At 67.0% G+C, this 19442-nt stretch carries 18 protein-coding genes and 1 pseudogene; 8 read left to right on the top strand and 11 right to left on the bottom strand.

Annotated features, from left to right (window positions below):
* Positions 1–55: 55 nt before the first annotated feature.
* The 3 genes from V3B64_RS07865 to V3B64_RS07855 form a co-directional block, all read right to left on the bottom strand.
* Positions 56–466, bottom strand: coding sequence for a VOC family protein (locus V3B64_RS07865; protein ID WP_329913908.1), 411 nt, complete (start codon positions 464–466; stop codon positions 56–58).
* 103 nt (positions 467–569) lie between these two features.
* Entirely contained in the window at positions 570–1937 is a 1368-nt protein-coding gene (locus tag V3B64_RS07860; RefSeq protein ID WP_121504626.1) for an amino acid permease, read from the bottom strand.
* 81 nt (positions 1938–2018) lie between these two features.
* A complete protein-coding gene (locus tag V3B64_RS07855) occupies positions 2019–2741 on the bottom strand; it encodes an AraC family transcriptional regulator (RefSeq protein WP_164162805.1) in 723 nt (240 codons plus the stop codon).
* Between the two features lie 107 nt (positions 2742–2848).
* On the opposite strand from V3B64_RS07855, the gene V3B64_RS07850 reads away from it, so the two are divergent.
* Together V3B64_RS07850 and V3B64_RS07845 are read left to right on the top strand one after the other, a co-directional pair.
* Complete coding sequence (locus V3B64_RS07850; RefSeq protein WP_329913907.1) at positions 2849–3151, top strand: hypothetical protein; 303 nt, start codon at positions 2849–2851, stop codon at positions 3149–3151.
* A 77-nt stretch (positions 3152–3228) separates the two neighbouring features.
* Positions 3229–4026: a hypothetical protein gene (locus tag V3B64_RS07845; protein ID WP_132810610.1), complete on the top strand. Its 798-nt coding sequence runs from the start codon at positions 3229–3231 to the stop codon at positions 4024–4026.
* Positions 4027–4089: 63 nt separating this feature from the next.
* Here V3B64_RS07845 and V3B64_RS07840 read toward each other — a convergent pair.
* Positions 4090–6213, bottom strand: a pseudogene (locus V3B64_RS07840) (methyl-accepting chemotaxis protein).
* Positions 6214–6448: 235 nt separating this feature from the next.
* On the opposite strand from V3B64_RS07840, the gene V3B64_RS07835 reads away from it, so the two are divergent.
* Positions 6449–7411: a L,D-transpeptidase family protein gene (locus tag V3B64_RS07835; protein WP_329913906.1), complete on the top strand. Its 963-nt coding sequence runs from the start codon at positions 6449–6451 to the stop codon at positions 7409–7411.
* A 4-nt stretch (positions 7412–7415) separates the two neighbouring features.
* The gene (locus tag V3B64_RS07830; RefSeq protein ID WP_329913905.1) at positions 7416–8090 is read left to right on the top strand and encodes a M23 family metallopeptidase; all 675 of its coding nucleotides are present in this window, start codon (positions 7416–7418) and stop codon (positions 8088–8090) included.
* Here the strand turns inward: V3B64_RS07830 and V3B64_RS07825 are convergent.
* The 5 genes from V3B64_RS07825 to hflK form a co-directional block, all read right to left on the bottom strand.
* Entirely contained in the window at positions 8026–8694 is a 669-nt protein-coding gene (locus V3B64_RS07825) for a hypothetical protein (RefSeq protein ID WP_329913904.1), read from the bottom strand. The two genes, V3B64_RS07830 and V3B64_RS07825, sit on opposite strands and share 65 nt — an antisense overlap.
* 117 nt (positions 8695–8811) lie before the next feature.
* Entirely contained in the window at positions 8812–10104 is a 1293-nt protein-coding gene (locus V3B64_RS07820; RefSeq protein WP_006463282.1) for an adenylosuccinate synthase, read from the bottom strand.
* Positions 10105–10642: 538 nt separating this feature from the next.
* Positions 10643–10828 carry a DUF2065 family protein gene (locus V3B64_RS07815; RefSeq protein ID WP_005410640.1) on the bottom strand — a complete coding sequence of 62 codons (186 nt, stop codon included), beginning with the start codon at positions 10826–10828 and terminating at the stop codon, positions 10643–10645.
* Positions 10829–10895: 67 nt separating this feature from the next.
* The gene (locus tag V3B64_RS07810; protein WP_010482785.1) at positions 10896–11759 is read right to left on the bottom strand and encodes a protease modulator HflC; all 864 of its coding nucleotides are present in this window, start codon (positions 11757–11759) and stop codon (positions 10896–10898) included.
* Positions 11756–12889, bottom strand: coding sequence for an FtsH protease activity modulator HflK (gene hflK, locus V3B64_RS07805; RefSeq protein WP_329913903.1), 1134 nt, complete (start codon positions 12887–12889; stop codon positions 11756–11758). Before hflK ends, V3B64_RS07810 begins: the two co-directional genes overlap by 4 nt.
* Before the next feature lie 153 nt (positions 12890–13042).
* Here hflK and V3B64_RS07800 point away from each other — a divergent pair, with 153 nt between their 5' ends.
* A complete protein-coding gene (locus V3B64_RS07800) occupies positions 13043–14038 on the top strand; it encodes a YhdH/YhfP family quinone oxidoreductase (RefSeq protein ID WP_329913902.1) in 996 nt (331 codons plus the stop codon).
* Positions 14039–14126: 88 nt separating this feature from the next.
* Positions 14127–14498, top strand: coding sequence for a twitching motility response regulator PilH (gene pilH / locus V3B64_RS07795; RefSeq protein WP_005410644.1), 372 nt, complete (start codon positions 14127–14129; stop codon positions 14496–14498).
* A 172-nt stretch (positions 14499–14670) separates the two neighbouring features.
* Here pilH and V3B64_RS07790 read toward each other — a convergent pair whose 3' ends face one another.
* A complete protein-coding gene (locus tag V3B64_RS07790; protein WP_106468840.1) occupies positions 14671–15564 on the bottom strand; it encodes a DnaJ C-terminal domain-containing protein in 894 nt (297 codons plus the stop codon).
* 260 nt (positions 15565–15824) lie between these two features.
* Between V3B64_RS07790 and V3B64_RS07785 the strand changes: the two genes are divergently transcribed.
* Both V3B64_RS07785 and V3B64_RS07780 read left to right on the top strand, forming a co-directional pair.
* Positions 15825–16307, top strand: coding sequence for a peroxiredoxin (locus V3B64_RS07785; RefSeq protein ID WP_032127816.1), 483 nt, complete (start codon positions 15825–15827; stop codon positions 16305–16307).
* A gap of 29 nt (positions 16308–16336) precedes the next feature.
* A complete protein-coding gene (locus V3B64_RS07780; RefSeq protein WP_329913900.1) occupies positions 16337–16912 on the top strand; it encodes a ferritin-like domain-containing protein in 576 nt (191 codons plus the stop codon).
* Between the two features lie 114 nt (positions 16913–17026).
* On the opposite strand, the gene pbpC is transcribed toward V3B64_RS07780, so the two are convergent.
* Positions 17027–19408, bottom strand: coding sequence for a penicillin-binding protein 1C (pbpC, locus tag V3B64_RS07775; RefSeq protein ID WP_329913899.1), 2382 nt, complete (start codon positions 19406–19408; stop codon positions 17027–17029).
* Between the last annotated feature and the right edge of the window lie 34 nt (positions 19409–19442).

Raw genomic sequence — 19442 nt, 5'->3', positions numbered from 1 at the left:
GCGGGCCGTTTTCATGAGGGCGTGTGGACCAAGGTCCACACCCACCCACATCCGATCACGGGTCCGGCATCTGCCCCAGGCTCAACTGCCACGACACGCCGAAGCGGTCCTGCACCCAGCCGTAGCGGTTGCTGAAGTCATAGTCGCCCACCGGCATCAACCAATGGCCGCCGTCGCCCAGCACGCGTGCCGCACGCTCGAACTGCTCGGCGCCGGAACACTCGACGAACAGCGAGATCGACGGTGAGAAGGTGAAATCGTGCACGTCCAGGCTGTCGAAGCACAGGTAGTGGGTTCCACCGAGCAGGAAGATGGCCTGGCGGACCTGCCCGGGCACGCCGGCACCGGCGCCGTCCGGATGGCGCTGCATTGCCAGCAGGCGGAAATCGGCGAAGGCCTCGGCATACAGAGCCAGGGCCGCTTCGGCCTGGCCGGTGAACATCAGGAAGGGGCGGCTGCGCAGCATGCGGTACTCCTGGTCGACGGGCCGCGGGCGGCCCACACGATCAGGATGGCACGGCGGATGTGCAGCCCCCGTGGTAGTGCCGGCCGCTGGCCGGCAGCTTCAGTCACGCCTCGCGCATGCGCCGGGCGATGGCGCTGCTGGCGGCGATCGTGGCAGTCAGTGCCACCATCGACAGGAACTGCAGGCGGGTGTGCGACTCGCTCAGCAGCAGGCCGAAGATCAGTGCCAGGATCGCCAGCGCACAGACGGTCAGCCACGGGAATCCGGCCATGCGGAACGGCAGGCGGGTGCCGAGGCGGTCGGCCCGGCGGCGCAGCACCAGCTGCGAAACCAGCGACAGCGTCCAGACCAGCAGGCAGGTGGAACCGACGATGTTCAGCAGCACCGGCAGTACCCGGTCCGGGAACAGCAGTTCCATCACCGTGGCGGCAAAGCCGAACAGCACGCTGGCCAGCACGGCGATCACCGGTACCTGGCGCGGGTCGGTCCAGCCCAACACGGCCGGGGCTTCGCGGCGCTGCGCCAGCGAGTACATCATGCGCGAGGCGCCGTAGAGGTTGGCATTGAGTGCCGACAGCAGTGCGATCACGGCGATCAGGGTGATGGCCGTACCCGCGCCCGGGATGCGGGCGATATCCAGCACCGCAGCGAACGGCGACTTCAGCGCCTCGCTGGTCCACGGCACCACGGCGATGATCACGCTCAGCGAGCCGATGTAGAACACCAGGATGCGCCAGGCCACGGTGCGGATGGCACGGGCAATGCTGCGCTCGGGATCTTCGGTTTCGGCGGCAGCGACGGCTACGATCTCGGTGCCGCCAAAGGCAAAAACGACAACCAGCAGCGCCGCGCCGATGCCGGCCAGCCCCTTCGGCGCGAAGCCGCCATGCTCGGTGAAGTTGCTCAGGCCCGGCGAGGTCACCTGCGGCAGCCAGCCCATCAGCAGCGCCACGCCGATGGCGATGAAGGCCAGGATCGCCGCCACCTTGAGGATGGCGAACCAGAATTCGAACTCGCCGAAGTTCTTCACTCCCAGCAGGTTGATCGCGGTGAAGAACAGCATGAAGGCCAGCGCCGCCATCGGTACCGGTATCGCCGGCCAGACCGTGGCAAGAAGCCCGGCCGCGCCTACCGCCTCGGCGGCGATCACGATCACCAGCTGCACCCACCACAGCCAGCCCACGGTGGCGCCGGCGGTGGCTCCCATGGCATCAGCGGCATAGACCGAGAACGCGCCACTGGTCGGCTTGGCCGCCGCCATCTCGCCCAGTGCGTTCATCACGATGATCACCAGCGCACCAGCGACCAGATACGACACCAGAACCGCCGGGCCGGCCGCCTGTACACCCACGCCCGAGCCGAGGAACAGGCCGGCGCCGATGGCGCTGCCCAGGCCCATCATGATCAGCTGGCGGGGCTTGAGCGAGTGCCCGAGGCGGGACGGCGAAGCGGTCGGAATCGAGTTGGGCATCGGCAGGGCTGGCGGCGGCTACAGGGGCGACACCTTACCCTGTCCCGTGCCCACGGGGATAGGCACAGCGCAGCAGGCGGCTCAGGCCAGCGCCGGCTCGCCGACGTTGCCACCAATACGGGCCCGGTAGGCGCGCGGCGAGAAACCGGTTTCAGCCTTGAACTTGCGGGTAAAGGCGCTCTGGTCGCTGAAACCGCAGGCCTGGCCGATGCAGGCGATGCTGTCGTCACCGTGCAGCAGGTGCATGGCCATCTGGATCCGCAGCCGGGTCAGCACCTGCTGCGGGGTCATCTGGAACACCTTGCGGAAGCTGCGCTCCAGCTTGGACAGCGAGAAGCCGGTGATGTCCAGCAGGGTCTGCATGCGCACGTTTTCGGCGTAGTGCGCGTTGAGGTGGGCCAGCGCCAGCCGCAGCTGCTCGTACTGGGTGCCCAGGCTGTCCTTCTGGCCAAGGTCGCGGGAAATGCCGATCAGGCCCTCGATGGTCCCATCGACCACCAGCGGGCGCTTGCAGGTCAGGCACCAGCCCGGTTCGCGGTTGGCGAACAGGTGCAGCTCCATCAGGTTCTCGATCACCTCGCCGGACAGCACGCGGGCGTCCTGGTCGACGTAGTCCGCACTGAGGCCGGTCGGGTAGATTTCAGCCGCGGTACGCCCGATGACGTCCTTGCGCGCGCGCAGGCCCAGCCGCCGCAGCATGGTCTGGTTGACGTGGGTGTAACGCCCCTGAAGGTCCTTGATGAAGAACAGCACATCCGGGATGGCGTCGAACAGGGCTTCGATGTCGGCGGGCTCGACTCGCATGCCACAAGCATAGCCGAGGCCCCTTGCCGGTGCGATCACCCTTGCGGGACTTGCGCTTAACGCCGCCAGGCCCACCGTGGGGACCAGCCCCCACCGGAGAACCGGCCATGCCCCGCGGTGACAAGTCCGCCTATACCGAAAAGCAGAAGCGCCAGGCCGAGCACATCGAAGAGAGCGAGCGCGAGCGCGGTGCCAGCGAAAGCACCGCAGAGCGCATCGCCTGGGCCACTGTGAACAAGCAGGACGGCGGCGGCAAGCGCAGTGGCAGTGGGCGCAAGGTGGCAAAGAAGGTCAGCACCAGCGCCTCACGCAGTGCTGCCGCGAAGAAAGCGGCGAAGACCCGTGCGGCGAGGAAGACCGCGCGAAAGGTGGCGGCGAAGAAAGCGGCACGTACCCGCGCCAGCAGCTGAGCCCGTCAATCGGGATTGCAGCCCGCAGATCAGCCATACTTCTCCAAGCCGCTGGACGCGGCAAAGGGGAATCATCCATGAATGTCCAATGCTCCGCAGCTTTGGCGGCCCTGCTATCGATGGCACCCGCTGCGCATGCGATCACCGCCTCTGACCCACCCCACGAATCCCGTCAGGCTGCGACCGCGACTGCGGACGCCGATATTGCGCGGATCGAATCTCTCGGCCGGTCATTGTTCGAACATGATCTTGCCGCCGAACGCGCAACCGACGCACTCGTAGCGAAGGGAATGCGCAAGGATGACCGCGTTGCTGGATGGGTCACCGAACAACGCGACAACCGCTATGTCGTCAGTATCCTCGGAGGTGACAGTAGCGTGCTGTATCGGGTAGTCACCGACGACAAGGGAACGCTTGCCGGTCCTGTACAGACCCTGTCGCCACCCGAGCCACTATCGCCTTATGAGGCCGGCGCGGCAGCTGCGCGTGCACTGGCATTGAGCAGCAAGTTTCAAGCGTGCTCGAAGAACTACAACACGGTCGTGCTACCGAACGTGGACGGCACGGCAAATGCCTGGAGTGTCTACCTGCTTCCCGGCACATTCGATCCTGCAGCGGTGCCTCTGGGGGGAAGCCATCGCGTGGAAATCGCGGATGAAAAGATCACTTCCAGCCGGCCTTACACCCTCTCCTGCATCACGCTGCAGCGCCCACCGCGGAAGGGTGCCATGATGGTGACCCACCTACTCGATCCAACGCCGACCGAGGTCCACGTTTACTGGAGTCTCTGGGCACGCGCGCCACTGTTCGTGAGTACGGCCAAGGACGTGATCTGGAAGATTGAGAACGGACATATCAGCAAAGTCGTGGACTGACATCCGGTCACACCATGGACGCCCATGGTGTGACCGGCACCACAACGCTTACCGCGCAGCAGCTCAGGCTGCGCGACGCGGCACAACCGAAGCTGCGTCGCCTTCCACCTTGAACACCGACACCGACGTGGTCAGTGCATGCGCCTGTTCTTCCAGTGCGCGGCTGGCGGCGGTGGCTTCTTCCACCAGCGCAGCGTTCTGCTGGGTCACCTGGTCCATCTGCACCACCACCTGGTTGACCTGCTCGATACCGGCGGCCTGTTCCTTGCTTGCCGCTGCGATGTCGCTCATCAGCTGGGTGGTGCGCGAACTTGCCTGGGCTACGCGGGCGATCGCGGCTTCCGATTCAACGGTCACTGCCAGGCCGCTCTTCACCTTGGCAGCGGCATCTTCGATCAGTTCCTTGATCTCCTTGGCGGCGACACCGGCACGCTGCGCGAGCGTGCGCACTTCGCTGGCAACCACGGCAAAACCACGCCCCTGCTCACCTGCACGCGCCGCTTCCACCGCAGCATTCAGCGCCAGGATGTTGGTCTGGAACGCAATGCCGTCGATCACCGTGGAGATTTACGAGATGCGTGCCGAGGACTGGTCGATCTCACCCATGACCGAGGCCATCTGTGCCATCGCCTGCTCGGTCTCGCGCACGGCGGCACCGGCCGCATGCGCTTCACTGTCGGCCTGACGCGCCAGCTCGGCGTTCTGGCGCACGGTGGAGGTCAGTTCCTCCATCGATGCGGCCGCTTCTTCCAGATTGGCTGCCTGCTGCTCGGTGCGGCGCGACAGATCATTGTTGCCGGCGGCCAGTTCCTGCGCCGCGTTGTTGATGCTGTCGGCAGCCACCTGGATGCCACGCACGATGCCGGTCAGCTGTGCGGTGGTGGTGTTGGCATCGTCGCGCATGCGTGCGAACACGCCGTCGTACTCGCCGTCCATGCGTGCGGTCAGGTCGCCGTGCGAGATCGCGCGCAGCACGTCGGAGACATCGGCGATGCTGGCCTGCGAACTGGCCATCATGCCGTTGAGATGTTCGACCATCGCCTTGAACTGGTACTGGAACGCAGCGGCATCACCACGCATGCTGAAATCACCAGCGCGTGCGGCGCGGGCCAGTTCATCGATCTGCGCGTTGATCGCCATCAGGCTCTGCTTCACCGCGGCCAACGTACGGGTCAGCGTGCCCTTCTCGCCCGGGTAGTCGGGCAGGTCGCGGCTGAGGTCGCCGATGGCGTAGCGCTGCATCACTTCGGCCATCAGCAGCTCCACCTGCACGTGCGATTCGACCAGGCTGTTGGTGGCCTGCACCATGCGGCCGAAGTCACCGGGGAACGCCGTGGCGTCCATGCGATAGCGGATCGCGCCCGCCTCATGCTGCTCAGCCATCTGCAGCTGTGCGCCGATCGCCGCCTGCACGCTCTGCCGCACGCTGGCCATCGCCTCGCCCAGCTGAGTCAGTTCGTCACGGCCGCCAAGGCGGAACTCCTGGTCCAATTGTCCCTTGGACAGGCGCTCGGCCAGGTTCACCGCGCGGGCCAGCGGACCGGTCAGGCTGCGGCCGATCATCACCGAGGCACCAATGCCCACCAGCAGCGCGACGCCGCCCAGCACCAGCAGCTGCAGCAGGCTGCGCTCACCCAGGCGGATCGCCTCGGCGGCGGCATCACGGCTTTCCTTCTCTTCGAAGTCCACGCCATCGGACAGCGCCTTGTTCCAGCCGTTTGCCGCTTCCTGCACGGGGCCCAGGGTCAGCGCTACGGCGCCCGGGTAGTCGCCCTGCTCCATCAGTTCGCTGGTCTGCTTGTTGAGCGGGCGCGCAATGGCACGCTTGGCGGCGATGGTTTCAGCGATGGCCTTGCCGTCGGCGTCGCTGGGCAGCGCCTGGTAGGCGGTCCAGCTGGCCTCGTAGCGCTTGACCAGATCGGCGATACGCTGCTCGTCGTGGCCGCGGTCATCGCCCTGGCGGATCAGCATCTCGCGGCGCACCACCATCATCTGGTTGTTGGCATCAAGCATCTGCGACAACAGGCGCACCTTGGCTATGCTGACGTCGACCACCTGCTGCATCGCGCGCTTCTGCACGACACTGGCGGTGGCGCCGGTGGCCACCACGGCGGCAACCAGCAGCAGCAACAGGCCAAAGCCCAGCCCAAGACGCCAGGCAACCCTGACGTTCCTCAAGTAGTTCATGGGGGTATCCAAAACGGGGGGATGCGCCCTTATCGGCGGCCCGGCAGGCAATCTTGATCGCCGTCCGTCGACGGCGTCGGCCACCGTTCACCTTGGTGAGCCCCCTGCGCAGCAGCACCTGCGCGCTGGACACGGCTGCAATACCCATGGCTGCTCATGCGGGCATCAGATCCCTTTCACGGTGGCTCGGCGGCTGCTGCGGGCAAGGTGGTGGCGTGACCTGCTGGAGATCCCAATGCCCTTGCCCGTGTCCCGATCCACCCTGCTCGCTCTCTCGCTGCTGGCGTCGCCGGCGTTCGCGCAGGCACCGCCCCCTGGACTGCCCGCCCCCATTGCCGAGAAGGCCGGACCGGACACCGCAGCACGTTCCGCCCTGCATGCCCAGGTGCTGCTGGATCGCGCGAACTTCTCCCCTGGCCAGATCGATGGCGAGGTGGGCAGCAACCAGCGGCGCGCGGTGTCGGGTTTTCAGGCGGCGCATGGGCTGACCGTAACCGGTGAACTGGATGACGCTACCTGGAAAGCTCTGCAGGCCGATACGATCGAGCCGCTGGTCAGCTACACGCTGACTGCTGAAGATGTCGCCGGCCCGTTCCAGCCCATACCGAAAGGACCCGCCGCCCAGGCCAAGCTCACATCGCTGGGCTACGGCAGTGTGGAAGAAGCCCTCGGCGAGCGCTTCCATGCCTCCCCTGAGCTGATGAAGGTGCTCAATCCCGGCGTGGACCTGACCAAGGCTGGCAGCCGCATCCAGGTACCCAACATCGCACTGGCCGCATTGCCGAAGGCGGCGAAGATCGTGGTCGACAAATCCGACTCCACGCTGCAGCTGCTGGATGCGCAGGGCAAGGTGATCGCACAGGTGCCGGTGTCGTCCGGCAGCCAGCACGACCCGTTGCCGATCGGCGAATGGAAGATTCTGGGCGTTTACCGCGACCCGCCATTCCACTACAACCCGAAGCTGTTCTGGGATGCCCGCAAGGGCGAAAAGAAGGCCACCCTGCCACCGGGTCCGAACAATCCGGTCGGGCGGGTCTGGATCGATCTGTCCAAGCCGCATTACGGCCTGCATGGCACGCCCGAACCCGGCCATGTGGGCAAGACCGAATCGCATGGCTGCGTGCGCATGACCAACTGGGATGCGCTGCGCGTGGCCGATGCCGTGGATACCTCGGTACCCGTGGTGATGCAGGAGTGAGCCGATGCGCCTTTCGCAACTGATCGTGCTTGGCGTTCTGCTGGGGCTGGGTGCAGGCTGGTGGCTACACCGCGATGCGGGTGATCCGGTACCCGCCCCGCTGCCGCAAGCGCAGCCGGCAGTGACTGCGGCGCCGGCGAAGGAATCTGTAGCGCCACCCGCAACCGCCCCTGCCGCCAGGGTCGCGCCGTCAGTCGCGCAGGCTGCGGATGCGCCGTCCGGTCTGCTGCTGCCGGTGCAGGGCATCCTGACCTCCCAGCTGCGCGATACGTTCACCGATGCACGCAGCGAAGGCCGCGTGCACGATGCCATCGACATCATGGCCGACGCAGGTACGCCGGTACTCGCGGTGGCTGATGGCATGGTGGAGAAGCTGTTCGACAGCGAGCGCGGTGGCCTGACGATCTACCAGTTCGAGCCCAGCGGGCGCTGGTGCTACTACTACGCGCATCTGCAGCGCTACGCCGATGGCCTGGCGGAGAAGCAGGTGATCAAGCGCGGAGAGGTGATCGGTTACGTGGGCAGCACCGGTAACGCCAGCGCCGAGGCCCCGCACCTGCACTTTGAGGTGCACCTGCTGGGCCCGGAAAAACAGTGGTGGAAGGGAGAGTCGATCAATCCGTATCCGCTGTTGAAACAGGCGGCTTCGACGCCTGACGCTGCCAGCGCCGCAAGGTGATGGTGAATGCCACCAGGGCAGCGCCCGGAATCAGCAGGAACAACGCCGCCACCTTCCAGAAGAAGAACGGCCACAGCCACGCGTAGTCCAGGTCGGTCAGCTTCAGTACGTCCATCGGTGGCAGCAGTTCCACCGAGGCCACGCGCCCCGCCAGCGCGGGCTCGACCTCCAGAACGGTCACCCGCAGCCACGAACGCCCGCGCGGCAGCGCATCCCCCCGGCCATAGCCGAAGTACGAGGCGGCAAATCCACCAGGCTCAACCGATTCCAGCGCGCGGGTAATGCCGGAGCCCGGCACGCCCGAACGCGTTTCGGCGCGGAAGTCAGTTTGATCTGTCGGGGTTTCCGCGCGCAGGCGCACCTCAGGATCGATCGCCGTGGCAGTACCGTCATCCGCGTAACGCAGGCGCAGCCGCAATTGGTCATCGATGAAGCGGTAGACCGTGACCTCGGCCGTCGCACCCGGGCTCAGCACCAGAGGCAGCACCTGCGTGCGTGAGGCCATGTGGTTGGCGATCGCGCCCAGCACCAGCACCGCGCAGGCAAGCGCCCACAGGCTCCACAGCACCCACAGGGTGATCCGCACCACCGTTACGCCCTTCACGCTGACATCCGGGTCATCACGTCACCTCCCTGCCGGCCGTGCCGACACAGTAACGAAAAAGCCCCGCTTTCGCGGGGCTCTTCCTGTCACCTACGCCGGGCAGCGCCCGACGCCACCTCAGGCGAACGGATCCTGCAGGACCATGGTGTGGTCGCGATCCGGGCCAGTGGAGACGATGCTGATCGGGCAGCCGGCCAGCTCTTCCAGCGAACGCAGGTAGGCACGTGCGGCCGGCGGCAGCTCGTCCCAGTTGGTGATGCCGTGGGTGTTCTCGCTCCAGCCCGGGAACTCCAGGTACACCGGGGTGCAGTCTTCCCAGCCCTGCGCGTCCAGCGGCGCGTACTCGGTGCGCTTGCCGTTGTATTCGTAGGCGATGCAGACCTTCAGCTTTTCCATGCCATCCAGCACGTCCAGCTTGGTGATGCACAGGCCGCTGATGCCGTTGATGGCCACGGCGCGCTTCAGCGCGACGATGTCCATCCAGCCGCAACGACGCGGACGACCGGTCGACGCACCGTACTCGGCGCCGCGGTCACGGATGCCCTGGCCGACTTCGTCGTCCAGTTCGGTCGGGAACGGGCCGCCGCCAACGCGGGTGGCGTAGGCCTTGGCGATACCCAGCACGTAGTCGATCGAATCGGCGCCGACGCCGGAACCGGCCAGTGCACCACCAACAGTGGTGTTGGAGCTGGTGACGTACGGGTAGGTGCCGTGGTCGATGTCCAGCAGCGCACCCTGCGCGCCTTCGAACAGCACTCGCTTACCCTGCTTGCGCAGGTCGTGCAGGATGCCGGCCACGTCGGACTTCATCGGCTGCACGTATTCGCCGAAGGCCAGCGCTTCGTCGAAGGTCTTCTGGAAATCGACCGCATCGGTGTTCAGATACTTGGTCAGCACGAAGTTGTGGTAATCCAGCGCAGTGCGCAGCAGTTCTTCCAGCTGCTTCGGGTAATGCAGGTCGGCGATGCGGATGCCGCGACGTGCCACCTTGTCTTCGTAGGCCGGGCCGATGCCACGGCCGGTGGTGCCGATCGCCTTGCCGCCGGCTGCGCGCTCGCGCGCCTGGTCCAGGGCGATGTGGTACGGCATGATCAGCGGCGCGGCCGGAGAGATCTTCAGGCGCGAACGCACTTCCACGCCGGAGGCTTCCAGCTCGGCGATTTCCTTCTGCAGCGCGGCCGGCGAGATCACCACGCCGTTGCCGATCAGGCACAGCGCATCGTCACGCAGGATGCCCGACGGGATCAGGTGCAGGACGGTCTTCTTACCGTTGATGACCAGGGTGTGGCCGGCGTTGTGGCCGCCCTGGAAGCGCACGACGGCGCCGATTTCCTCAGTGAGCAGATCGACGATCTTGCCCTTGCCTTCATCGCCCCACTGGGCACCCAACACTACGACAGACTGACCCATGACGGGCTCCTCATATGTTGCGGCCATCGGGGCCGCGGACGGTTGAACCGTGGCGGGGCTGGCCAGCACCTTGAGGGCGGCTCCAAACGGGGAGCAGCCGGCGATGGAAGGCCCAGACACGGAAAAAGCCGAACGGGGAGGCCCGTCCGGCTTTTGTGCATTATCCGGGTTTCCGGGGTCGGGTGCCACCTTTCCGACGGACGGCTTCACCGGCCGGTCAGCCGCCCCGCCCGGTCGTGCCGGCCGTTGGCCGGCAATGCCAACCAAGGTTGGCATCTACCAGAGCCGGGCCACGCATGTGCCGGCCGGTCAGGCACCTCCCGGTAGTGCCGGCCGCTGGCCGGCAATGCCAACCAAGGTTGGCATCTACCAGAGCCGGGCCACGCATGTACCGACCGGTCAGGTGCCTCCCGGTAGTGGGGGGGGGGGGGGGGGGGGGGGCGCGGGGGGGGGGGGGGGGCGGGGGCGGGCGGCGCCCCCCCCCCCCCCGCCCCCCCCCCCCCCGCCGCCCCCCCCCCCCCCCCCCGCCACTACCCTTTCAATGCCGCGCCCACCACAGCAGGCTCAGGCCGGCCAGCAGCACCAGCCCGCCAAAGCTGCGCAGGGCTGGGCTGGGCAGGTCCAGCAGGCGTTCGGCCATGCGCTTCCAGGCGAACGGGGCGACGAACAGGAACAGGCCTTCCAGCACCGCCACCAGGCAGACGGCGGCGAACAGATCTTTCATGGGGGACTCCGGAAAAAGCACAGGGCCCGGCTTCTGGCCGGGCCCCGTGGGGTACTGCCCTGCGACCTCAGCGGTCGTTCTTCAGGTACTGCAGGAACGGGTCGTTCTTGTCGAGCACGATCACGCCGTTGCCGTCGGTCATGGAGCCACGGTAGGCCTCCAGGCTGCGGTAGAAAGCATAGAACGACGGGTCGGCCGAGCCGGCCTTGCCGTAGATGCGCGCCGCATCGGCGTCGCCTTCACCGCGCAGGCGCTGTGCATCACGCTCGGCCTCAGCGATCAGCACGGTGCTGTCACGGTCGGCCTGGGCGCGGATGGTCAACGACTGCTCCTCGCCCTCCGCACGCAGCTTGGCCGCTTCCTGCTTGCGCTGGGCGCGCATGCGCTCGTACACGTCATTGATCACCTGGCTGTCGGTGGGCAGGTCCACCTGCTTGATGCGCAGGTCGATCATCTGCATGCCGAGGCCGGCCACCGCTTCGTTGATCCCCTTCAGCTGCTCGGCGATCAGCTCGCTGCGGTCGCCGGAGACCAGCTGCTGCAGGGTGCGCGAGTTGATCTGGTTGCGCAGCGAGTCGGTGATGATCGGTGCCAGGCGGGCATTGGCGATGCGCGGATCGCCACCGGTGGCACGGAAGTAGTCACCCACGTTGGAGATGTAGCCGATGGCGAAGAAGTCGACGCTGACGTCCTTCTGCTCGGCGGTGAAGTAACGCGCCGGGGCGGTGTCGAGCACCTGGAAGCGGCGGTCGAAGACCTTCACCGTTTCCACCACCGGCACCTTGAAGTGCAGGCCCGGCTTGATGTCCGAACGCACCACCTTGCCCAGGTTCAGCACCATGGCAGTCTGGTCCTCACGGACCACGTACACCGAGCCAAGCAGGCCCAGCACCACCGCCACGATCACGGCAATCCAGATAGGACTCTTCATCGGCTGCCCTCCTCACGGCCGCTCGGTCGCCCGGTCGGGCGGCCCACCGGCCGGCCCGGATCACGGGAAGCTTCCGCCGCTGCACCCGGCAGCGACGGCATCACCACCTCCGGATTGGTCACTCCCGGCGGGGCCGAGGTGGTGGGACGGGTATCGCCGGTCATCGGCACGTAGATCAGCTGGCGGCCATCGCCACCGATCACCTTGCGGTTCTCGCTCAGCACCTGCTGCACGGTCTCCAGCCACAGGCGCTTGCGGGTCACTTCCGGGGCGTCCTTGTACTGGGCCTGCAGCAGGCTGAAGCGCTGTGCGTCACCCTCGGCCTTGGACACCACGGCCTGCTTGTAGCCTTCGGCGGTGGTACGGGCACGCGAGGCCTGGCCTCGGGCTTCCGGCACGACCTTGGCGGCGTAGGCCTGGGCTTCGTTGATCAAGCGTTCCTTGACCTGCTGGGCACCGTTGACCTCGTCGAAGGCCGGCTTCACTTCTTCCGGCGGACGGGCGTCCTGCAGGGTCAGGCCGGTCACGGTCAGGCCGGTCTTGAACGCCGTCAGCAGCGCCTGCAGGCGCTCCTCGGCGGCCACGGCCAGCGGGCCACGGTTGTTCAGTACCGCGTTGAGGTCGGCACGGCCGACTTCCTCGCGCACCGCACTCTGCGCCGACTGCTCCAGCACCTGGTTGGCATCGACCGTGCCGAACAGGTACTGCTGCGGGTCGTCGATGCGGTACTGGACGTTCAGCGAGACGTTGACGATGTTCTCGTCGCGGGTCAGCACCGGCACCTGGATCGAGAAGGTCTTGATCTCGGTGGCATTGACCTTGGTGACCGATTCGATCGGCCACGGCAGCTTGAAGTTCGGGCCGGGCTGCAGGATGCGCGAGAACTGGCCGAAGCGCAGCACCACGCCACGCTGCTGTTCGCCGATCAGCTGGAAGCTGGAGAACAGCACCAGCAACACCACGGCTGCCACCACCCAACGCATGATGCCACCGTCGAACAGGTCCTTCAGCGGCCCGGGCAGTCCGCCCCAGCCACCACCATTGCCACCGCCGCGCGACCCGAAGGGCCCGCGTCGATTGTCCTCGGGGCCTTGTCCGCCCTTGTTGCCGCCGGGTGTATTCCAGGCCATGCACGCTCCATCAAGATTTGGGCTGCGGCGCGGGCCCTTCCCGCACCACCAGCCGTGAAACCATCACCGATCATACAAGATGGGGCGGATCGGCAGGATCGAAAGGGGGGCAACGGGGTAAGGTGGCGTTTTCCTCGAAGTCAGGCAACGCCGATGGCCCCCACCACCCCGTTCACCGCCTTCCGCATCGAAAACGACGCCGCCGGCTACCGCAGCGGCCTGGCCCAGCTCAATGTCGACGACCTCAACCCCGGCCAGGTACTGATCCGCGCCCACTGGTCTTCGGTCAACTACAAGGACGCGCTGGCGGGCACCGGCAAGGGCAGGATCCTGCGCCGCTTCCCGCTGGTCGGCGGAATCGATGTGGCCGGCGCCGTGGTGGCATCCACCGACCCGGCCTGGCGTGAAGGCGATGCGGTACTGGCCACCGGCTGCGGCCTCAGCGAAACCCGCGACGGCGGCTACAGCCAGTATGTGCGGCTGGAATCGAGCGCGGTGATCGCGCTGCCGGCCGGGCTGAGTGCCCGCGAGGCAATGGTGCTGGGCACCGCCGGCTTCACGGCGGCGCTGGCGCTGCTGCGCCTGCAGGACAACCGGCAGACCCCGGAGCTCGGCCCACTGGCGGTCACCGGCGCCAGCGGCGGTGTCGGCGCGCTGGCGCTGTCGATCTTCAGCCGTGCCGGCTATACCGTGCACGCGGTCAGTGGCAAGCCGGAGCAGTCCGACTTCCTGCACGGCATCGGTGCCGCCGAGGTGCTGCCACGCTCGGCGTTGGCCGATACCGGCCCACTGCAGTCGGCCCGCTTCGGCGGGGGCCTCGACAATGCCGGAGGCGACATGCTTGCCAGCCTGCTGGCGCAGACCGTGCCCTACGGCAGCGTGGTCAGTGCCGGCCTGGCAGCCAGCCCGACGCTGGATATGACGGTGATGCCGTTCATCCTGCGCGGCGTGTCACTGCTGGGCGTGTCCTCGGCCAATGCACCGCGTGGGCTGCGCGAAGAAGTGTGGTCGCGGCTGGGCAGTGACTGGAAGCCGCAGCACCTGGAACGCATCTGCACCGCCGAAGTCGGCCTCGATGGCCTTCCTGCCGTATTCGAACGGATGCTGGCGGGCGGTTCGCTGGGCCGCACCGTGGTGCGGATCGACTGAACGTCGCAGGCAGGCGACGGACGGCAGATGCGCCCCTCCCGCCAGTAATGGGCCCGCACTACACTGCGGGCATTACATGGGGAACAACATGGCACGCATTCTGATCGTCGACGACTCACCGTCGCAGCTGTTGGGGATACAGCGCATCGTCGAGAAGCTCGGGCACCAGATCCTGACCGCCACCGATGGCGCCGCCGGGGTCGAAACCGCCAAGGCCGAGCTGCCCGACCTGGTCCTGATGGACGTGGTGATGCCCAACCTCAATGGCTTCCAGGCCACCCGCACCCTCGCCCGCGACGAGGCGACCCGGCATATTCCGGTGATCCTGGTGACCACCAAGGACCAGGACACCGACCGCATGTGGGGCATGCGCCAGGGCGCCAAGGCCTACATCACCAAGCCGTTCTCGGAAGACGAGCTGTCCGAGGTGCTGGAGCGGGTGTTCGCCGGGCAGGGCTGAGCCCGTCCTGGCGGTGCCAACCCTGCTTGGCCCACCGCTCTCCCCCCCCGGGTAGGTGCAAACCTGTGTTGGCACGTTTCTGTAGAGTCGAGCCATGCTCGACTCATCAAGAGCAGTCGAGCATGGCTCGACTCTACATGTTAAAGCCGCCGGGCATGGCCCGGCGCTACCTTCAGATCGTTTCGCCGAAGGCCTTGGCCAGATTCCGGTAGGCCTTCTTCTGCGCCTCGTCGGTCGCGGCCGGGGCCACGATCTCGATCTCGACGATCTGGTCGCCATCCGGGTTGCCCGGCAGGCCACGGCCACGCAGACGCAGCTTGCGGCCGGCATCGGAATCGGCCGGAATCTTCAATTCCACCGCTCCACCCAGGGTCGGCACGCTGATGCTGGTACCCAGCGCGGCCTGCCATGGGGTCACCGGCAGCGTATAGAGGATGTTGCGGCCATCGACCTCGAACTGTGGGTGGGCGGCATATTCCACTTCCAGCAGCAGGTTGCCGCCATGGTTGCCCTGCCCGGCCAAGCGGATCACCTGCCCCGGGCGGATGCCCTTGGGCACGCGCACGTCCAGCTGCTTGCCGTTGACGGTGATGCGCAGGCTGTCGCCGCTGTAGGCCGCTTCCAGCGGAACCGACAGCTTGGCGCGGGTATCGCGGTTGGGCGCGTGGCCCTGGCTGCTGAAGCCCGGCCCCGGACCAGCGCCACCACCGCCACGCTGGCGCGCGAACAGGCTCTCGAAGAAGTCGCTGAAGCCGCCATTGGGGCCGCCACCGCCGAATACTTCCTCGAAATTGAAACCGCCAGCACCACCATAGTTCGGCGGCACGTTGAACTCCTCGCCCGGGCGATAGCCCTGCGCGCGCAGCTGGTCGTAGGCCGCGCGCTTTTCCGGATCGCGCAGCGCCTCGTAGGCCTCGTTGACCGCCTTGAACTTGTCTTCGGCCCCGGCCTCCTTGCTGACGTCCGGGTGGTACTTGCGTGCCAGCCGGCGGTAGGCGGTCTTGATCTCCGCCTCGCCCGCGCTCGGTTCCACCCCCAGGGTGGCGTAGTAATCCTTGAATTCCATCCAGCTACCTCGATCTGCTTCGGCCGCGCCGGTGGCGCCGCCCCGGGTTCATTCTACGCGCCGGCATGCTACGCCGCCCCTCGTGCGGCCACGGTGAGGCCGACTGATCCTGCGCAATGCGGCTGCCATCCCCATGCGCCACGCTGTGGCTGGAAGCCCCCGCCGCAAAGCCTCAAGATGGGGCCTGCACACGGGTTTTCCAATGTCTTGACGCCCCTGTCCCATCCGGCCCACTAGCCTGCCCCAGCAAGGAGTTCCCCATGACCATCCATGTCGGCGACCGCATTCCGGAAGTGACCCTCAAGCGCATCCGCGAGGGCATCGAAACGCTCGATACGCATTCGCTGTTCGACGCACGCAAGGTGGTGCTGTTCGCCGTGCCCGGCGCGTTCACCCCGACCTGCTCGGCGCGCCACCTGCCCGGCTACGTCGAGAAATTCCAGGCGTTCCGCCAGCGCGGCATCGATGTCTACTGCATGGCGGTCAACGACCCGTTCGTGATGAAGGCCTGGGCTGCCGACCAGAGCGTGCCCGACGGCCTGCTGATGCTGTCCGACGGCAATGCCGAACTGACCCGTGCGCTCGGCCTGGAGCTCGACGCCAGCGCCTCGGGCATGGGCATCCGCTCACGCCGTTTCGCCCTGTACGTGGTGGATGGCGTGGTGCGTGCGGCCTGGATCGAGCAGCCCGGCCAGTTCGAAGTGTCTTCGGCCGAATACGTGCTGGAGCACCTGCCAACCTGATCTTCCACCGCAAGAGGAAACGGCCAGCCATGTCCACCAAGCCAGCCAAAGCCGCAAAGCCTGCCGCAAAGGTGCCCGGTATCAGTGACCGCAAGACCCTGCGCGAACGCGCCCGTCGCAATATCGAAGACGGTGCGATCACCGACAGCTACAGCGCCGACCGCAAGGTCGTGATCAAGCTGCTCAACGATGCGTTGGCCACCGAGTACGTATGCGTGCTGCGCTACTACCGGCACTACTTCATGGCCAAGGGCATGCTGGCCGACGCGGTGAAAGCCGAATTCCTCGAACATGCACAGCAGGAACAGGCGCACGCCGGCAAGCTGGCCGAGCGCATCGTCCAGCTCGGCGGTGAGCCGGACTTCAACCCCGATACGCTGACCGCGCGTTCGCATGCCGAATACAAGGAAGGCAGCGACCTGCGCGACATGGTGCGCGAGAACCTGGTGGCCGAACGCATCGCCATCGACAGCTACCGCGAGATGATCAACTTCATCGGCGGCCGCGATACCACCACCAAGCGCATCCTTGAAGAGATCCTCGCGCAGGAAGAGGAACACGCCGACGAGTTCGCCGACCTGCTGGATGGGTGGATCGGGGAATGATCTGGTAGATGCCCACCTTGATGGGCGTCTTTGCCGCGTGCCAACCAAGGTTGGCACCTACCAGAGCACGGCGGTGTCGTTGGCGTTGGACCGCGCGCCGACCTAGGTCGGCATCTACCTGAGAACGTTGAACCGCACCTGCGTCCACGCGCCATCCGCCGCCAGTGCGGTCAGCGTATGTGTGCCCGGCTCGGCGAACTCGCGCTGCATCAACTGCGCGCCTCGGGTCTGCGCGATCCAGCGGCCATCCAGCAGCCAGTCCACCGCCTGCTCGCTGCCCAGCGCGCGCAGCTGCAGGCGCACGCCATGTTCGGCATTGGGTGCACGCGCCAGTGCAGCGCCATCATTGAGGCCATCGATGTGCAGGGCCACGCTGGCCTCACGCCCGTCGTCGCGGCAATCCGGCGACAGCGCCGGCAACTGCGAGGCAGCGCGTGTGGCCTTGGGCAGCCACGGTGACAACAACGCCGGCCAGCGCGCGATCTCGCGCGCTACTTCCTCATGTGGATTGCGGCAATCGGCCGATACACGCAGGCCGGTGTGCGCATCAGCCAGGTAACGCTGCCGGCCCGGTTGCCAGCGCCGCGCCTCGCGCTCGGGGAAGGTCGGTGGTGCCGCGCCGTCCAGCAGATAGGCCGACATCCGCCGCTGGCACAGTGCCGTCGGCAGGCCTTCGGCGCGTTCGCCGGTGGGCCAGCAGATATCTTCCTGGCTGACACTTGCCGGCATCGGTGCAGCAGCCGAATCGCCGCGCTGGCGCGGCAGGCTGTCCACCACTTCGAACATCAGCGGCAGCGCAGTCACCGCGCCGTACTGGCCCGGTAGCGGTGTGCCGTCCGGCCGGCCCACCCACACGCCCACGGTGTAGTGGCGCGTGCTGCCGATTGCCCACGCATCGCGGTACCCGTAACTGGTGCCGGTCTTCCACGCCACACGCGGGCGGCCACCGACATCGAACGTACCGACGCTGTAGCCTGGGCGCGGGTTCGATTCCAGCATTTCGCGCACGATCCAGCTGGCGCCGGGCGAGGCCAATCGCCGCTCGATCATCGGTTCGTCATCGGTGTAGCGCACGCGTCCGGCAATGCCGTTGCGGTTGAGCGCGGCGAACGCACCGACCAGATCTTCCAGCCGCGCACCGGTGCCGCCCAGAATCAAAGACAGGTTGGGCGTGCTGCCCGGCGGGAAACGCAGCTGGATGCCGGAGTGCGACAGGCGCGCGGCGAAGCGCGCGGCCCCGACCCGCTGCAGCAGGTCCACCGAGGGCACGTTGAGCGACAGGCGCAACGCACTGGACGCGCCGATCGGCCCATTGAAGGCCATGTCGAAGTTGCCGGGCCGGTAGCTGCCGAAACTCTGCGGCGCATCGACCAGCAGGCTTTCCGAATGGATCAGGCCATCGTCCAGCGCCATTGCATACAGGAACGGCTTGAGCGTGGAACCCGGCGAACGCCAGGCCTGCACCATGTCCACGTGGCCCAGCCGCTGGCGGTCACCGAACGCCAAGGTGCCGACATAGGCACGCGCCTGCAGGGTCTGGTTGTCGACCACCAGCAAGGCGGCCGAGGTGCGCTCGGGCAGCGTCGAGAAATAGCTGGCCACGCGTTCTTCCAGCGTGCGCTGCAGGCCGATGTCGATGCTGCTCTGGATGCGTGCCTGGCCGGGGTACGCCGAGTGCAGTCGCTGCGCCAGCAGTGCGGCATGCAGTGGCGGCCGCAGCGAGCGCGCCACCACGTTCTCGATGCGCGCATCCTCCACTTCCTCCGGCGTCCACGCGCCCAGTTCGGCCATGCGTGACAGCACCTTGTCGCGCGCCTTCTGCGCGGCTTCCGGATGGCGGTCCGGGCGCAGCCGGCTCGGCGCCTGTGGCAGCACCGCCAGCAACGCGGCTTCGGCATGCGACAGCTGCGCCGCCGGCTTGCCCAGATAGGCCCAGCTGGCCGCTTCCACGCCCTCGATGGTGCCGCCATACGGCGCGCGCTCCAGATACAGGGCCAGGATCTGCTGCTTGCTCAGGTGCACTTCCAGCTGCACCGCGCGCAGCATCTGCTTGAGCTTTCCCCAGGGCGTGCGCGTATGCGGGTCGAGGATGCGGGCGACCTGCATGGTCAGGGTCGAGCCACCGGAAACAATGCGGCCGCCGCGCAGCAGCTGGCCGCTGGCACGCAGGATCGCCAGCGGGTTGATGCCCGGATGGCGCCAGAACCAGCGGTCTTCGTAGGTCAGCAGCGCCTGCAGGTACAGCGGCGAGACACTGTCGATCGATGCCGGGTAGCGCCACACGCCCTCGGCATCGGCAAACGCGCGCAATGGCGTGCCGTCGGCAGCCACCACCAGGGTGCTGGTATCGCGCTGCTTCGGCAGCGGCGGCGGGAAGGCGAAATCCAGCACCAGCAGCAGCGCCAGCGTGGCAGCCGTGCCCCAGCGCAGCCACGGCCACAGCGGCCGCAGCCGGCGGCGCAGGGCCGCCAGCCGGGTCGTCGTCGTGTTTCTCATTGCAGCGTGCCGGATTGGAGCTTGCCAGCGGGAC

It is taken from the genome of Stenotrophomonas sp. SMYL86, from assembly GCF_036320025.1.
GTDB lineage: Bacteria > Pseudomonadota > Gammaproteobacteria > Xanthomonadales > Xanthomonadaceae > Stenotrophomonas > Stenotrophomonas maltophilia_A.
The sequence above is the reverse complement of the archived record's forward strand: the minus strand, read 5'-3'. Positions and strand labels throughout refer to the sequence as shown.

Coding starts and splice junctions, on each gene's coding strand:
- V3B64_RS07830 (WP_329913905.1), top strand. CDS start 7,416: ATGCGCCTTTCGCAACTGATCGTGCTTGGCGTTCTGCTGGGGCTGGGT.
- V3B64_RS07820 (WP_006463282.1), bottom strand. CDS start 10,104: ATGGGTCAGTCTGTCGTAGTGTTGGGTGCCCAGTGGGGCGATGAAGGC.
- V3B64_RS07865 (WP_329913908.1), bottom strand. CDS start 466: ATGCTGCGCAGCCGCCCCTTCCTGATGTTCACCGGCCAGGCCGAAGCG.
- V3B64_RS07850 (WP_329913907.1), top strand. CDS start 2,849: ATGCCCCGCGGTGACAAGTCCGCCTATACCGAAAAGCAGAAGCGCCAG.
- pbpC (WP_329913899.1), bottom strand. CDS start 19,408: ATGAGAAACACGACGACGACCCGGCTGGCGGCCCTGCGCCGCCGGCTG.
- V3B64_RS07845 (WP_132810610.1), top strand. CDS start 3,229: ATGAATGTCCAATGCTCCGCAGCTTTGGCGGCCCTGCTATCGATGGCA.
- V3B64_RS07810 (WP_010482785.1), bottom strand. CDS start 11,759: ATGAAGAGTCCTATCTGGATTGCCGTGATCGTGGCGGTGGTGCTGGGC.
- V3B64_RS07780 (WP_329913900.1), top strand. CDS start 16,337: ATGTCCACCAAGCCAGCCAAAGCCGCAAAGCCTGCCGCAAAGGTGCCC.
- hflK (WP_329913903.1), bottom strand. CDS start 12,889: ATGGCCTGGAATACACCCGGCGGCAACAAGGGCGGACAAGGCCCCGAG.
- V3B64_RS07855 (WP_164162805.1), bottom strand. CDS start 2,741: ATGCGAGTCGAGCCCGCCGACATCGAAGCCCTGTTCGACGCCATCCCG.
- V3B64_RS07860 (WP_121504626.1), bottom strand. CDS start 1,937: ATGCCCAACTCGATTCCGACCGCTTCGCCGTCCCGCCTCGGGCACTCG.
- pilH (WP_005410644.1), top strand. CDS start 14,127: ATGGCACGCATTCTGATCGTCGACGACTCACCGTCGCAGCTGTTGGGG.
- V3B64_RS07785 (WP_032127816.1), top strand. CDS start 15,825: ATGACCATCCATGTCGGCGACCGCATTCCGGAAGTGACCCTCAAGCGC.
- V3B64_RS07800 (WP_329913902.1), top strand. CDS start 13,043: ATGGCCCCCACCACCCCGTTCACCGCCTTCCGCATCGAAAACGACGCC.
- V3B64_RS07790 (WP_106468840.1), bottom strand. CDS start 15,564: ATGGAATTCAAGGATTACTACGCCACCCTGGGGGTGGAACCGAGCGCG.
- V3B64_RS07835 (WP_329913906.1), top strand. CDS start 6,449: ATGCCCTTGCCCGTGTCCCGATCCACCCTGCTCGCTCTCTCGCTGCTG.
- V3B64_RS07815 (WP_005410640.1), bottom strand. CDS start 10,828: ATGAAAGATCTGTTCGCCGCCGTCTGCCTGGTGGCGGTGCTGGAAGGC.